Origin of the sequence: Micromonospora sp. NPDC005205, from assembly GCF_040608275.1 — a bacterium.
GTDB lineage: Bacteria > Actinomycetota > Actinomycetes > Mycobacteriales > Micromonosporaceae > Micromonospora.
In genome coordinates, this window is sequence record NZ_JBEXHV010000006.1 from 342,550 (window position 1) to 357,187 (window position 14,638).

The window sequence follows — 14,638 nt, forward strand, 5'->3', positions numbered from 1 at the left end:
GGCCCCACCAACCCCGATCAGCGCGGGTCCGCCCTACCGCCGCACGGCTCCCGTCGCGGCCCCGCGATCAGCGGTGCGCTCGACTCCACGGGTCGGCGACGGCCGGGCGCTCCCAGCGCCGGTCCACCGGGGGATCGTCGCCCCCGTCGGCGTCCCCGGGCGCGGCCCGGGTCAGGTGCCGCAGCCGCAGCAGCAACCCCACCCCGAGGAAGAGCAGCAGCCCGCCGAGGAGAAACGCGGCCTGCACCACGCCGAACGCGCCGGACTGCGAGACCGGGCGGTTGGCCGCCGGTGGCGCGGCGTCGGCGGGGTACTCCTCGACCGCCTCCTCCGTCGCCGTGCTCTCGTCCTCGGTCGGCGCGCTGGCGGATTCGGTGGGCTCGGGCGGGGTCTTCGTCGGCTTCGGGGTGCTGGTCGGCACGCCGCCCACCCCCACCACCGAGCGGGTGGCGGTCTGCCGGGCCAGCAGGCGCAGGTTGGCGTCGTACGCCTCGGCGGCGAGGGTGACCCGCCCCTGGGTGACGTCCTCGGCGAAGGCCACCCGGTAGCGGGCCGTGACAGTGCGGCCCGGGCAGAGCGTGCCCGGGTCGAGTTGCCGGTCGGTCAGCCGGGCGGTGTCACCCTCGGTGCGGATCTGCAGCGGAAAGTCGCCGGTCTCCTCCACCCGGTCCATCTTCACCTGGTCGAGCCGCAGGCCGCCCTGCACGCTGAGCACCATCGACCAGCGCACCTTCGCGCACCTGGCGCGCCGGTCCGTCTGGGAGACCACCGCAGAGATCGTCCGCACCTGCTCACCGGCGGTGAACCGTCCCGGCAGGCCGCTCATCTCGGTGGTGAAGGCCGCCTGTGCCGGGGCAGCCGCCGCCAGCTCCACCCCGCTCAGACAGGCCAGCACCACCCCTGCCCTCAGCGCATACCGCCACACCGTCACCACCGCCGTCCTCCGTTCGGTCGCCTCCACCCCGCAACGCTAGAAGCGGGGGACGGCACCGACCAGACGGGTGTGTTCGCACCGGACGGCAAGGACGGGGTGGGTTTTCACCGACCGTGGTGAACCGGTCACCACTCCCCCGCGACACGCCGGGAGTCGGGCCGCTGGGACAATCACGCCGTGTCCGAGCTCTCCAGCACGTTCGTCCGGCTGCACGCCCGGCTGGCCCCGGTCCCCTTCGTACCTGAGGTGCGGCTGCACCAGGCGGACGAGCCGATCGGCCTGTGGGAGCTGACCGAGGGCGAGTTCTCCAGCGACCGGCCACCGCCGTTCTGGGCGTTCGCGTGGGCCGGCGGGCAGGCCCTCGCCCGTTACGTCACCGACCACCCGGAGCTGGTCGCCGGCCGGCGGGTGCTCGACCTCGCCTCCGGCTCCGGCCTGGTGGCCATCGCCGCGGCCCGCGCCGGCGCGGCGTCCGTGCGGGCCGTCGAGGTGGACGAGTTGGCGGTGGCGGCGGTCGCCCTCAATGCCGAGGCCAACGGGGAACGCGTCGACGCCGAGTTCGGCGACATCCTCGACGGCGACGCCGGGGACGCCGAGGTGGTGCTCGCCGGAGACGTCTTCTACAGCGAGGCGATGGCCCGCCGGGTCCTGCGGTTCCTGCTGCGTGCCGCCCGGGCCGGCGCGCCGGCGCTCGTCGGTGACCCCGGCCGGGCGTTCCTGCCCCGGGACCGCTTCGACGAGGTGGCCGGGTACGACGTGCCGGTGCCGGAGGCGTTGGAGAGTGTGCGGGTGAAGCGCACCACCGTCTGGCGGCTGCGGGCCGGGCTGCCGGGGGCCTCCAGCTAGCGTGTCCGGGTGCTGTTCCGCAGCTGGGCGCAGGTGGCCGACCCCGCATGGCCGGACGTGGCCCGGGTGCCGGACCACGTCGGCGGCACCCACCTGGTCGTGACCCGGCACGCGCTGGTCCGCGAGGTCCTCGCCGACCCGGTCACCTACCGACCTGACAACGCGCTGGACGCGGTGACTCCGATGCCGGTGACCGCGCTGCGGGTGCTCGCCGGGCACCGGTTCCGGCTGCCGCCGACCCTGGCGAACAACTCGGGCGCCAGCCATCCGCAGATCCGGGCCATCGTCGCGGAGGCGTTGCACCCGGCCCGGGTGGCCGCGCAACGGCAGTGGCTCACCGCGCTGGTCCGGGACCGGGTCGCCCGGATCGGCGCCGCGCTCGACGCCGGCTCGCCTGTCGACCTGTACGCGGACCTCGCCGCCGACCTGCCGCTGCTGGTGCTGGCCCGGCTGGTCGAGTTGCCGGACGCGCCGGTCGGCGCGGTCAAGGAGTTCGCCCGCGCCGCGCTGGAGTTGTTCTGGGCACCACTGGACGCCGACCGGCAGCTGGCGCTCGCCACCGAGGTGGGCCGGTTCCACAGCGTGCTGCGTGACTTCGCGGCCGTCGGTGGCGGTCTGGCCGCCGAGCTGCGAGCGGCCGGGCACCCGCCGGACGTGGTGGTCGGCGCGCTCTTCTTCCTGTTGGTCGCCGGGCAGGAGACCACCTCGCAGTTCCTCACCCTGCTCCTGCACCGGCTGGCCGACGAGCCGGCCGTCCGGGCCGGCCTGCGCAGCGGCGAGGTCGCGGTGGCCGACGTGGTGGAGGAGGGGTTGCGGCTGGAACCACCGATCGTCACCTGGCGACGGGTGGCGACGGCGGAGAGCACGCTGGGCGGCACGCGGGTGCCGGCGGGCAGCAGCCTCGTGCTGTGGCTGGGCCGCGCCGGTCGGGACCCGGCGGTCGTGGAGTCGCCCGACGAGTTCCGTCCGGGCCAGCGTGGATCACGCCGGCACCTGGCGTTCGGGGCGGGCGCGCACCGCTGCGTCGGGGACGTGCTGGCCCGGATGGAGGCGGCCGTGGTGGTGGCCGAGGCCGCGCCGCTGCTGGAGGGGGTGACAGTGCTCCGTCCGCCCTGGTGCCCGGACAATCTCACCTTCCGGATGCCTGACGCGTTCGTGGTCCGCCGTCGCACCGGGGACACCGGGCTGACCGGATCCTGACACCCGCTCGGTATGTTTCCGGGCGTGTCAGCCACCACCACCCGTCGGATCCCTGCCGTCGTAACGCTTCTGGCCCTGCTGGCGTTGACTGCCTGCACAGTCGGCCCGAACTACCCGGCACACGCTCGGCAGGTCGCCGCGACCCAGCCGACTCCGTCCGCCCCGGCGGCGTCCCCCTCGGCCTCGCCGTCCCCGAGCGCGAAGCCCGCGTTCAAGAGCCTGGCCTGGTACGTGTCCCAGGTGCCGACGTTTCCCGAGGCGCCACTGCCGCAACCGGTACCGCTGCCCACCACCGGTTCGGCCGCGTTCTGGCACCGCCTGCCGACCGACCAGAAGGTCGCCTTCATCACCATCGACGACGGTGGGCTGGCCCGCCCGTCGGAAGTGATCGACTTCATCTGGGAGGCGCGTATCCCGGTGACGATGTTCCTCAACTCGCCGGCGGCGGCGGAGCACACCGACTACTTCCGGCAGATCGAGGCGGTGGGCGGGGTCGTGGAGAACCACACCATCCACCACAACTCGCTGGCCGGCCGGTCGTACGACTACCAGAAGCAGGAGATCTGCGGTGCCGCCGACGCCCTCGAGGGGCTGTTCGGCAAGCGGCCCACCCTGTTCCGGCCACCGTTCGGTGAGCATGACAGCAGCATGCTGAAGGCCGCGCACGACTGCGGCGCGAAGGCGGTCTTCCACTGGACCGAGACCGTCCACGAGGGGAAGGTGCGCTACCAGACCCCGGAGAAGGTGGTCCAACCTGGCGACGTGCTGCTGATGCACTTCCGACCGGCGCTGATGGACGACCTGCTCGCGGCGTTGAAGGCGATCCACCGGGCCGGGCTCACCCCGGCACTGTTGGAGCAGTACGTACGGTGATCAGCCCGCCACCGACCTGACGAAAGTCAGGGGTGGGTGGTGCCGTTCGGGCGCGGCGGCGTGACAGCTCGCTCGCCTAGCGTCAGCGCATGATCACATTACGTGGGTTGACGAAACGGTTCGGGTCGACCGTCGCGGTCGACGCGTTGACAGTCGACATCGCGCCCGGCCGGGTCACCGGCTTTCTCGGCCCCAACGGCGCCGGCAAGTCCACCACCATGCGGATGATCCTCGGGCTGGACCGTCCGACCGCCGGGCAGGCCCTGGTGGGCGGGCGCGCGTACCGGGAGTTGCGCCGGCCGCTGCACGAGGTGGGCGCGCTGCTCGACGCCCGCGCCATCCACCCGGCCCGGTCCGGCCGGGCGCACCTGCGGGCCATGGCGCACAGCAACGGCATCCCGACCCGCCGGGTCGACGAGGTGTTGGACACCGTCGGGCTGGACGGGCGGGCCGCCGCCAAGCCGGGGCGGACGCTCTCGCTCGGCATGGGCCAACGGCTCGGCATCGCCGGCGCGCTGCTCGGCGACCCACCGGTGCTGATGTTCGACGAGCCGGTGAACGGACTCGACCCGGACGGGGTGCGCTGGGTGCGGCAGCTGATGCGCTCACTGGCCGACGAGGGGCGGACGATCTTCGTGTCCAGCCACCTGATGAGCGAGATGCAGCTCACCGCCGACCAGCTCGTGGTGATCGGCCGGGGGCGACTGCTCGCCGACGAGCCGATCGGCGAGGTGATCGCCCGCAGCACTGTCGCGGTCCGGGTCCGCAGCCCACACCCGGACGGGCTGGCCGCGCTCGCCGCGCGCCTCACGGCCGCCGGGGCGAGCGTCGAGGCGGCCGACCGGAACGAGCTGACCGTCACCGGCGCCACCGCCGACCAGGTCGGCGACCTGGCCCACGAACTGGGGGTACGACTGCACGAGCTGAGCGCACACGCCGCGTCGCTGGAGCAGGCGTTCATGGAGCTGACCGCCGACAGCGTCGAGTACGCGGGCGGCCCGATCGAAGGTGGGCACCGATGAGCACGCAGACCGACACGGGCACCCGCCCCGCCATCGCGCCGGCCGCCGGTGCGGGGGCCGCCTTCCGGGGTGCGGTGGCCGCCGAGTGGACCAAGCTCTCCTCGGTCCGGAGCACCTGGTGGACGGCGCTGGCCGGGCTGCTGGTGATGGCGGCGAGCGCCGGTCAACTGGCCATCTACGCCGCCAACGGCAACACCAACGACGACCCGGCCGACGACGCCGGCGTCGTCACCGTCGGCAGCGTGCTGATCGGCTCGGTCGAGTTGACCCAGTACGTGGTGCTGGCGCTGGGCCTGCTCGCGATCACCGCCGAGTTCACCAGTGGCACCATCCGTACGACGCTGCAGTGCACCCCGTCCCGCGGTCGCGTACTGCTGGCCGAGGCCGCCGTCGCCGGGGCGGTCACCTTCGCGCTCGGGCTGCTGCTCGGCGGCGTCGGTGTCCTGGTCGCCCGGCCGGTGCTCGGTGAGTGGGGCAGCGCTCCGGTCATCGACACGATCGGCGACATCGTGGCGGTGGCGACCTACCTGGCGCTGATCGGCGTGCTCGCGCTGGGCCTCGGCGCCGCGCTCCGCAGCGCGGTGCTCACCATCGTCGTGCTCCTCGCCAGCCTGATGATCGTGCCGCTGTCCCTACAGGAGCCGGACATCGAGGTGCTGAACCGGATCGCCGACGTGTTCCCCGGTGTGGCCGGCGGGCACTTCCTGGCCGGCGACACCGAGCCGTACCCGCCAGTGGTCGGGCTGCTCCTGCTCGCCGGATGGGCCGCCGCCGCACTGCTGCTGGGCCGGGCGGCGTTGCGCCGACGCGACGCGTAAGGCAGGCCGCGCTGAGCGGGGGCCGATCGGCCCCCGCTCAGCCGTCGACCAATCCCGCCTCGTACGCCAGGATCGCCGCCTGTACCCGGTTGCGGACGTCCAGCCGGGTGAAGATGCTGGTCAGGTAGCTCTTCACGGTGCCCTCCACGAGGTGCAGCCGGCGAGCGATCTCGGCGTTGGAAAGACCCGCCCCGACCAGGGCCAGCACCTCCCGTTCCCGCTCGGTCAGCCCCGCCGCACGCTCCCGGGCGGCGGGTCGACGGGCCAACCGGTCGGCCCCCAGCTCGATCACCCGGCGGGCCACCCTCGGCGACAGGTACGCCCCACCGTCGGCGACGGCGTGCACACCGGCGATCAGCTCACGCGGGTCGCCGGCCTTGAGCAGGAACCCGCTGGCACCGTGCCCGAGCGCCCGGGCCACGTGGTCGTCCTCGCCGAACGTTGTCAGCATGATGGTCGCGGTGTCCGGCACGATCCGGCGGATCTCGGCGGCGGCGGCCAACCCGTCCAGCCGCGGCATCCGGATGTCCAGCAGCGCGACCCGGGGTCGGTGGGCCCGGACCAGTTCCACCGCCGCGTGCCCGTCGCCGGCCTCGGCGACCACCTCGATGCCGGGATCGCTGGCGAGGATGGCCCGGACACCGGCCCGGATCATCGCCTCGTCGTCGGCCAGTACCACCCGGATCGGCGGTGCCTCCGTCGTGTCGGTGTCCACTACGCGATCCACTCCTTGCTGACCAGCCGGCCGTCGGTGAAGCAGAGCCGCCAGGTCGGCGCGGCGAGGGGAAAGTTGCCGTCGGTGTAGTACTCGCAGCCGGCCCGGTCGACCGGTGTTGGGCGTTCCAACTGCCGCCGGGGCAGCCCGACCAGCTCGGACCGGGCCGCGCCGACGCGCATCTGGTCGAAGGTGGCCCGGTCCAGCACCGTCCCGGCGGTCGCCACCGGGTAGTAGACGAACGAGAGCACCACTGCGAAACCGACCGGGGCGACGAGCGCCACCAGCAGGCTGCGTCGTACCCGCCGCCGGGCGTCGTGCAGCCGCCGCTCGGCGTCCACCGGCCGCTCCGCCGGACCGGGTCGCTCGTCGGACCAGGACGTCGGCCCGGCCTCGGCCGCCGACCCGATCGGCTCCGGCGGTGCCGCGGTGGCCGGCAACACCGCCCGTACCGCGAACCCGCCGTCGGCCCGGTGGCCAGCGTCGAGCGTCCCGCCGGCGAGGCGGACCCGCTCGGCGAGGGCGAGCAGCCCACTGCCCTGCGACGGTGGGGCGGGCAGCGGCCCGGACGGCGGCGCGTCGTTGACCACTGTCACCTCGACCCGGTCACCGTCGCGGGTGAGGCGCACGTCGACCGGGGCGCCCGGCGCGTACCGGGCCGCGTTGGTCAGCGCCTCCCGGACGATCCGGTGCGCCGCGTGCCCGGTCATCGCCGGTAGGTCCGCGACCACCGGGGCAGTGTCCAGCCGTACCGCCATCCCGGCCTCCCGGGCGCCGTCGACCAGGTCGGCCACGGTCTCCCCGCTCGGACGCAGCGACGCGCCAGCCTCCTCGCGGAGCACCCCGATGATCTCGTGGAGTCGCTCGGTGGCGGCGGAGACGCTGGCCCGCAACTCCCCTGCCGCGGCCCGATGGCGGTCGTCCAGGTCGGCGGCGACCTCCAGGGCGGCGGCGCGCAACGCGATCAGGCTGAGGTCGTGACCGAGCGAGTCGTGCATCTCCCCGGCGATCCGGGCCCGCTCACGCAGCCGGATCCGCTCGGCGGCACCCCGTTGCTCGCGGGTCAGCGCGTCGACGTGCCGGCGACCGGCGTCGGTCAACTCCTGCTGCTGGCGGCGGTAGCGGCCGACCAACCAGGGGAACACGGCGGCGAAGAGCAGCACCGAGGCGAGCAGGAACCAGGTGGCCGCGCCGGCGCCGAGCAGCCCCAGGTTGAGCGCCGTGCCACCGGCCGTGATCAGCACGAAGACCATGATCGCCGGGCCCACTGTGACGCTGCGCCGCCCGGCGAGATAGCTGAAGACCGGAATCGCGAACACGAAGTTGCCATCGACCAACGATCCGAGCACCGCCAGCACCGGGGCGACCAACGGCTGACGCCGACTCGCCACCACCGCCACACCGAGCAGCAGCAGCTTGCCGACCAGCAGCGGCAACGTGTACCGCGTGTAGGGCGGGCTGGCCTCGGCGTAGCCGACCGGGGCGGCCACCACCGCCCAGAGCAGCACGTCCAGCAGCAGGCGACGCCGCCGGGTCAGCCAACCCGGCGGCGGGGAGTCGAGGATCCGCACGGCGGTCAGGCTACCCACGCCCGACCTGCGCGGACACCGACGAAAGTCAGGTGTTCAGCCGCTCTCCTCGGCCCAGACCCGCCAGTCGTCGAGCACGCCGTGCAGGGCCGGGGTGAGCCAACCCGGCGCGGACCGCCGGAACACACCCGGGTCCATCGCGCCCGCGCCGTCGGGCAGCGCGCCGAGAAGGTTCGGCACCAGGTCGGTGAGGTTCGTCCAGTGCACCAACTCCGGCCGGGCCGGCCAGGCGCCGATCACCACACCGGCCGGCACCGCCCTACGGTCCAGCGCCTCCAGGGTCAACGCGGTGTGGTTGAGCGTGCCCAACCCGGCGCGGGCGACCACCACCGCCGGCGCGCCGAGCGACACCGCCAGGTCGGCCATCGTCCACGGCTCCCCCGACGGCCGCAGCCCCATCGGAACCAGCAACCCGCCCGCGCCCTCGATCAACACGAGGTCGTGCTTGTCGGCCTCCGCGCGGACGGCGTCCACCGCCGCGTACAACTCCAACGGCGGCAGGTCGGCGACCCGCGCCGCGGCCAGCGGGGCGAGCGGATCGGGGTAGCTGGCCAGGGTCCGACCGGTCAGCGGCGCAGCCAGCCGGTTCACCGCGTCCACGTCGCCGGGCTCACCGCCGGCCGTACCGGTCTGACCTGGTTTGACCACCGCCACCCGCAGCCCAGCGGCCTGCGCGGCGGCCGCGATCGCCGCTGTCACCACCGTCTTGCCGACCTCGGTGTCCGTCCCGGTGACCAGCACCGACCCCGCCCAGCCGGTCATGGTGCGCACTCCACGATGACGTCCAGCGCCCGCTCGAACGCCGTCCGGGGCACCCCCGCGCTCACCGTGAGGCGCAGTCGGGAGCGGCTGTCCGGGGTGGATGGTGGCCGGAAACAGCCCACCGCGACGCCCCGGTCCCGGCAGTCCGCCGCCCACGCGGTCGCCGCCTCCGGCCCCGGGGCCGTCACCGAGATCACCGCCGCGTCCGGGGCGGAGACGGTCAGCCCGGCCGACCGCAGTCGACCCACCGCCAGTCCCACCCGGTCGGAGAGTTCGGCGCGCAGGTCGTCGCCGGCCCGGGCGAGCCGCAGCGCCGCGTGCACACCGGCGGCGACCGCCGGCGGCAGCGCCGTGTCGAAGATGAACGTGCGCCCGGTCTCGACCAGATGCCGGACGAACTCGGCCGGGCCGGCGACAACGCCACCCGCGCCACCGAGCGCCTTGGACAGGGTGGCGGTGACCACCACGTCCGGCTCGCCGGCCAGCCCGGTGGCCGCCACCGCGCCCGCGCCGGCAGGACCGGTCAGGCCCAGCGCGTGCGCGTCGTCGACCAGCAGCAGCGCGCCGCGACGGCGGGCCACCGCGTGCAGCCGAGCCAGCGGGGCGAGATCACCGTCGACCGAGAACACCGACTCCGTCACCACCACGGCCGGGCGGCCGGGAGCGGCCGCGAGCGCGGCGGCCACCGCGTCGACGTCGGCGTGCGGGGTGACCACCGTCTCCGCACCGGAGATGCGGCAGCCGTCGATCAGCGACGCGTGGTTGTGCGCGTCGGAGACGAGCAGCGTCCGAGGTTGGACGAGCGCCCGCAGCGCGCCGAGGTTGGCGAGGTAGCCGGAGGAGAAGACCAGGGCGCCGTCGGTGCCCAACCAGCGGGCCAGGTCGTCCTCCAGCGCCCGGTGCGCGTCGGTGGAGCCCCGGACCAGGCGCGACCCGGTAGCGCCCAGCCCGTACGCCGAGAGGGCCGCCGTGGCCGCGGCGACGACGTCCGGGTGGGTGGCCAGGCCGAGGTAGTCGTTGCCGGCCAGATCGGTCATCTGATCGTCGGCCGGACGCGGATGCAGTCGCCTGGTGAGCCCGGCCTTCGCCCGCAGCTCCGCGCGGCGGTCGAGCGCCGCCAGCCAGTCCGCCACCGTCACCCTCCCCCGCTGTGTGCGCCGGTCAGCCCGACACCCGCCGGGCGAAATTACCACCCGCCGCCATCGGCCCGATGATTCCACTCGGTGCGAGGCACCGACGGGCCGCCAGGTCATTCAGGCTGATCGGAGAGCCTTGTAGGGTACGAGCCATGCCAGAGATCCTCGACCAGGCCCGGACCCAGGTCCTGGGTGACGGTGTCGGCCTCGATCAGGCCGGCATCCTCGCCGTGCTGAACCTGCCCGACGAGCACCTGCCCGCCGCCCTCCAGCTCGCTCACGACGTGCGGATGCGCTGGTGCGGCCCGGAGGTCGAGGTCGAGGGCATCGTCTCGCTCAAGACCGGCGGCTGCCCGGAAGACTGCCACTTCTGCTCGCAGTCGGGCCTGTTCACCTCGCCGGTGCGCTCGGTCTGGCTGGACATCCCGTCGCTGGTCGAGGCGGCGAAGCAGACGGCCGCGACCGGGGCGACCGAGTTCTGCATCGTCGCCGCGGTCCGCGGTCCGGACGCCCGGCTGATGAAGCAGATGCGCGAGGGCGTCGCCGCCATCAAGGCGGCTGTCGACATCCAGGTTGCCGCGTCGCTGGGCATGCTCACCAAGGAGCAGGTCGACGATCTGGTCGACATGGGCGTGCACCGCTACAACCACAACCTGGAGACCTGCAAGTCGTACTTCCCCAACGTGGTCACCACGCACTCGTGGGAGGAGCGCTGGGAGACGCTGCGGATGGTTCGCGACTCCGGCATGGAGGTGTGCTGCGGTGGCATTCTCGGCCTCGGTGAGACAGTCGAGCAGCGGGCCGAGTTCGCCGCGCAGCTCGCCGAGCTGAACCCGCACGAGGTGCCGCTCAACTTCCTCAACCCGCGTCCCGGCACGCCGCTCGGTGACCGTCCGGTGGTGGAGGGCAAGGACGCGCTGCGGGCCATCGCCGCGTTCCGGCTGGCCATGCCGCGCACCATCCTGCGGTACGCCGGTGGCCGCGAGATCACTCTCGGCGACCTCGGCACCCGCGACGGCCTGCTCGGCGGCATCAACGCGGTGATCATCGGCAACTACCTGACCACGCTGGGTCGACCGGCGACGGCCGACCTGGAGCTGTTGGACGAGTTGAAGATGCCGGTCAAGGCGCTCTCCGCCACGCTGTGACGACAATGACGACGACGGAGCTGTGGTGCGACAGGTGCGGTGAGCCGGCGACGGCCACCGTCCACCCGGCCTGCGCGTCGGCCCGCCAGTTGGAGCCGCCCCGGTTCTGCCCCCGCTGCCGTCGCCGGATGAAGGTTCAGGTGCTGCCGGTGGGCTGGTCGGCGATCTGCGTCGAGCACGGCGAGATGCGGGGCTGAGCCGGATGCTGCGAGGGCGGGCGGTGACCCTACGACCGGCGACGGTCGCTGACGTGCCTGCCCTCGCCGCGATCCGGGCCGACCCGGAGGTACGCCGGTGGTGGCGGGGCGGCGACGACCTGGCCGACTCCGTGCGTGCCGACCTCGCCGACGACGACCTGCACGTGTACGCGATCGAACACGACGGTCGGGTGGTCGGCGCGATCCAGTGGTACGCCGAGGCGGACCCGGACTACCGGCACGCCAGCCTGGACGTCTTCCTCGACCCGGCGGAGCGCGGCGCCGGCCTCGGTGGTGACGCCATCCGCACCCTGGCTAGACACCTGATCGACGAGTACGGCCACCACCGTTTCACCATCGACCCTGCCGCGGCGAACAGCGCTGCCATCCGGGCGTACGCGAAGGTTGGTTTTCGACCGGTGGGGGTGCTGCGCCGCTACGAGCGCGGTGCGGACGGCCGCTGGCACGACGGCCTGTTGATGGACCTGCTCGCCGACGACCTGGTGGAGTGAGCGGGAGCCCTCGCTCCGTCATCCCATCTGGGGCATTCGTCCCCTAACGCCCGCATCGGGCTTATCGTGCCTTGAATGAGGGTGGAGACGAGGGGGTCCGACGCGAGCGCCGGCCCGATCCTCGCGGGCCGGTTCCGTGGCGACATCGAAGGGCTGCGAGGGCTCGCGCTGGTGCTCGTGCTGGTCGGGCATGCGGGCATCTCCGCGCTCCCCGCCGCGTTCGTCGCCGTCGACGTCTTCTTCGTGATCTCCGGGTTCCTGATCACCGGACTCCTCGTCGACGAGATCCGCCGGACCGGGGGTATCCGCATCGTCGACTTCTACGCCCGACGCGCCAAGCGGTTGCTGCCGGCCGCCAGCGTCGTCCTCGTGGCGAGCCTCCTGCTCACCTACCTCTTCCTGCCCCCGATCCGGTGGTCCGAGACCGCCCGGGACGCCCTGGCCAGCGCCGTCTACGCGATGAACTGGCGGCTGGTGGAGCAGTCGACCGACTATCTGCGCTCCGAGGAGGCCCCCAGCATTCTTCAGCACTTCTGGTCGCTCGCCGTGGAGGAACAGTTCTACCTGGTGTGGCCGCTGCTCCTGCTCGTCGTCGCCCTCCAGGTTTCGCGGCGCACGTCCCGGCACACCGACGCGCGGCGTCCGATCTCGAGTGGTCGGCCGGGCCGACACCGCAGACCGTTCCTCGGCGACCGGATGTCCCCGTGGCTGCTCGCCACCTTCGCCCTGGTCGGCGTCCCGTCGCTGGTCTGGTCGATTCACCTGAGCCAGGCCGAACCGGCGCGGGCGTACCTCGTCACCACCACCCGGATGTGGGAACTGGCGTTGGGCGGTGGTCTGGCGATCCTGGGTGGACACCTGTCCCGGCTGCCGCGCCCCGCCGCGATCGCGCTCGGTTGGGCCGGGATGGCCGCTGTCGCCCTCGCCGCGACGCTGATCCGACCGGAGACCGCGGCCTATCCGGGCTATCTGGCGTTGCTGCCCACCCTCGGCGCGGTCGCGATCATCGCGGCCGGGCCCGCCGCCGGACGGTACGGGCCGGCACTCCTGCTCAACAGGCGGCCGACGCGCGCGGTCGGCGCCGTGTCGTACTCGTGGTATCTGTGGCACTGGCCCCTGCTGGTGGTGGCGGAAGCCCGGTGGGGACCACTGGGAACCACGGCCGGCCTCGCGATGATCCTCTGTTCGGCCGTCCCGGCGGTGCTGACCTACCACCTGGTGGAGAACCCGTTCCGGTACGCACAGTTCTCCAGGGCCCGCGTGCTGCGAATGGGACTGGCCGCCACCAGCGTCACGGTCCTCACCGGAATCGGACTGCACCTGGCGGTCCGGCCGCCGGCCGCGAGCCAGGCACCACTGGCCGGGGCCGCCGCTCCGGTCGCGTCACCCGGGGGCGAGCGGGCGGCGGCACCGGTGGACCGGTTCGCCCGCATCACACCCGATCCGCTCGAAGCCCGCGACGACCTGCCCGACGTCTACCGGGACGACTGCGTCACGCAGGCACAGGAGGCAAGCCTGCGCAGCTGCACCTACGGCGACCGGGACTCGGCGGTCGAGGTTGCAGTGGCTGGTGACTCACATGCGGCGCACTGGGTGCCGGCCCTCCAGGTCATCGCGGCGGAGCGCGGCTGGCGACTGGTCACCTACATCAAGACGACATGCTCCTTCCTGACCGCGCCCATCAGCATCGCCGGGCGGCCGGACCGCAGCTGCACGGAATGGAACCGCAATCTGCGTACCGCGCTCACCGGCGAACGGCGGCCCCGGATGCTCATCGTCTCCAGCGTGACCCAGATTCCGTTGGTGGACGGCAGCCCGCCGCCACCGGGCCCGGCGACGACGGACGCGCAGACGGCCGCGCTGTCGCAGACCTGGTCGGAGATGACCGGGGCCGGGCTGCCGCTGGTGGTCATCCGGGACACCCCGTCGTTTACCGTGGACATCGCCGAGTGCGTCTCGGCGAATCGCGAGCGGCTCACCGCCTGCGCCCAGCCCCGCGACCGCGCGCTCACCTGGGGCATCCCGCAGGAGCGCGCCGCGGCGGTGGTGCCCGGCGTACGCCTGGCCGACCTCAACGACGTCATCTGCCCCACCGAACCGTGCCCCGCGGTGATCGGCGGGCTGCTCGTCTATCGGGACGCGCATCACCTGACCGCCACGTACGCCCGCAGCCTCGCCCCGCGGCTGCACGACCGGCTGCGTCAACTCGTGCCACAACACCTGCCGTAGGCAGGCGTTGCCGCAGATCTTGGACAGTTTCCGTTTCGCGCGAACTATTCAGTCCCATGACATCTGTCAGTGGTGAAGTCCCGATACATGTGTCAGTTGGTAGGGATCTTGGGTCTGCCGGTGGATGGTGCCTGGCATGGTGTCTCGGCGGCATGTCATGAATCTGCTCGATGCCCAGTTGGCTGCTGGGGTGCGGATCAACGCGGCTGAGTTCGCGCGTGAGCATGGTGTGTCGGTGCGTACCGTGTATCGGCATCAGGCGCGGATCCGGGAGGCGGGTGAGTGGCGGGAGCGGTCGCGGCGGCCGCATCGCAGTCCGAGGGTGACGCCACCGGATCTGGACGCCTGGATCTGCAAGCTGCGGGCCGAACTCGGGGTGGACAACGGGGCCGATTTCATCCGTGACGCTCTGATCGAGGTGCACGCCGCTACCGGTCCGGCGTGGCTGGCGCCTTCACGCTCGACGATCAACCGGGTCCTGGCCCGGCATGATCTGCTCGAACGGAACCCGGCGAAACGGCCGCGCAGCTCGTTTCGGCGGTTCGTCTACGCCCGGCCCCGCGACTGCTACCAGATCGACGCCACGAACGTCCGGCTCGCCGACGGCAGCCTCGCCGCGGTCTTCGACGTCCTGGACGACTGCACCCGCACCCTCGT

The 14,638-nt window shown here is 73.1% G+C and carries 15 protein-coding genes; 10 read left to right on the top strand and 5 right to left on the bottom strand.

The features are described 5' to 3' along the window. Positions 1–67: 67 nt before the first annotated feature. A complete protein-coding gene (locus tag ABZU43_RS14930) occupies positions 68–961 on the bottom strand; it encodes a hypothetical protein (protein WP_355007063.1) in 894 nt (297 codons plus the stop codon). A 150-nt stretch (positions 962–1,111) separates the two neighbouring features. On the opposite strand from ABZU43_RS14930, the gene ABZU43_RS14935 reads away from it, so the two are divergent. From ABZU43_RS14935 to ABZU43_RS14955, 5 genes are all read left to right on the top strand, one after another. Then, positions 1,112–1,780, top strand: a complete 669-nt coding sequence (locus tag ABZU43_RS14935) for a 50S ribosomal protein L11 methyltransferase (protein WP_355007064.1) — start codon at positions 1,112–1,114, stop codon at positions 1,778–1,780. A 9-nt stretch (positions 1,781–1,789) separates the two neighbouring features. Continuing rightward, on the top strand, positions 1,790–2,980 hold the full coding sequence (locus ABZU43_RS14940) for a cytochrome P450 (RefSeq protein WP_355007065.1): 1,191 nt from the start codon (positions 1,790–1,792) through the stop codon (positions 2,978–2,980). Positions 2,981–3,004: 24 nt separating this feature from the next. After that, positions 3,005–3,853 carry a polysaccharide deacetylase family protein gene (locus ABZU43_RS14945; protein WP_355007066.1) on the top strand — a complete coding sequence of 283 codons (849 nt, stop codon included), beginning with the start codon at positions 3,005–3,007 and terminating at the stop codon, positions 3,851–3,853. 89 nt (positions 3,854–3,942) lie between these two features. Beyond that, complete coding sequence (locus ABZU43_RS14950; protein WP_355007067.1) at positions 3,943–4,875, top strand: ATP-binding cassette domain-containing protein; 933 nt, start codon at positions 3,943–3,945, stop codon at positions 4,873–4,875. After that, entirely contained in the window at positions 4,872–5,693 is an 822-nt protein-coding gene (locus ABZU43_RS14955) for an ABC transporter permease (RefSeq protein WP_355007068.1), read from the top strand. The genes ABZU43_RS14950 and ABZU43_RS14955 overlap by 4 nt, the downstream gene beginning before the upstream one ends. A 37-nt stretch (positions 5,694–5,730) precedes the next feature. On the opposite strand, the gene ABZU43_RS14960 is transcribed toward ABZU43_RS14955, so the two are convergent. The 4 genes from ABZU43_RS14960 to ABZU43_RS14975 are packed head-to-tail and all read right to left on the bottom strand — an operon-like array spanning position 5,731 to position 9,892. Beyond that, entirely contained in the window at positions 5,731–6,408 is a 678-nt protein-coding gene (locus ABZU43_RS14960) for a response regulator transcription factor (RefSeq protein WP_355007069.1), read from the bottom strand. Further along, entirely contained in the window at positions 6,408–7,979 is a 1,572-nt protein-coding gene (locus tag ABZU43_RS14965) for a histidine kinase (RefSeq protein WP_355007070.1), read from the bottom strand. The genes ABZU43_RS14960 and ABZU43_RS14965 overlap by 1 nt, the downstream gene beginning before the upstream one ends. A gap of 54 nt (positions 7,980–8,033) precedes the next feature. Then, complete coding sequence (gene bioD / locus ABZU43_RS14970) at positions 8,034–8,759, bottom strand: dethiobiotin synthase (RefSeq protein WP_091400737.1); 726 nt, start codon at positions 8,757–8,759, stop codon at positions 8,034–8,036. Next, complete coding sequence (locus ABZU43_RS14975; protein ID WP_355007071.1) at positions 8,756–9,892, bottom strand: 8-amino-7-oxononanoate synthase; 1,137 nt, start codon at positions 9,890–9,892, stop codon at positions 8,756–8,758. Before ABZU43_RS14975 ends, bioD begins: the two co-directional genes overlap by 4 nt. A gap of 155 nt (positions 9,893–10,047) precedes the next feature. Here ABZU43_RS14975 and bioB point away from each other — a divergent pair, with 155 nt between their 5' ends. From bioB to ABZU43_RS15000, 5 genes are all read left to right on the top strand, one after another. Next, a complete protein-coding gene (gene bioB, locus ABZU43_RS14980; protein WP_355007072.1) occupies positions 10,048–11,043 on the top strand; it encodes a biotin synthase BioB in 996 nt (331 codons plus the stop codon). 5 nt (positions 11,044–11,048) lie between these two features. Continuing rightward, entirely contained in the window at positions 11,049–11,240 is a 192-nt protein-coding gene (locus tag ABZU43_RS14985; protein WP_355007073.1) for a hypothetical protein, read from the top strand. Positions 11,241–11,245: 5 nt separating this feature from the next. Then, positions 11,246–11,752: a GNAT family protein gene (locus ABZU43_RS14990; RefSeq protein ID WP_355007074.1), complete on the top strand. Its 507-nt coding sequence runs from the start codon at positions 11,246–11,248 to the stop codon at positions 11,750–11,752. Positions 11,753–11,827: 75 nt separating this feature from the next. Then, on the top strand, positions 11,828–13,981 hold the full coding sequence (locus ABZU43_RS14995) for an acyltransferase family protein (protein WP_355007075.1): 2,154 nt from the start codon (positions 11,828–11,830) through the stop codon (positions 13,979–13,981). Positions 13,982–14,138: 157 nt separating this feature from the next. After that, positions 14,139–14,638: leucine zipper domain-containing protein (locus tag ABZU43_RS15000; protein WP_355007076.1), on the top strand; the 500-nt coding region annotated here is incomplete at its 3' end.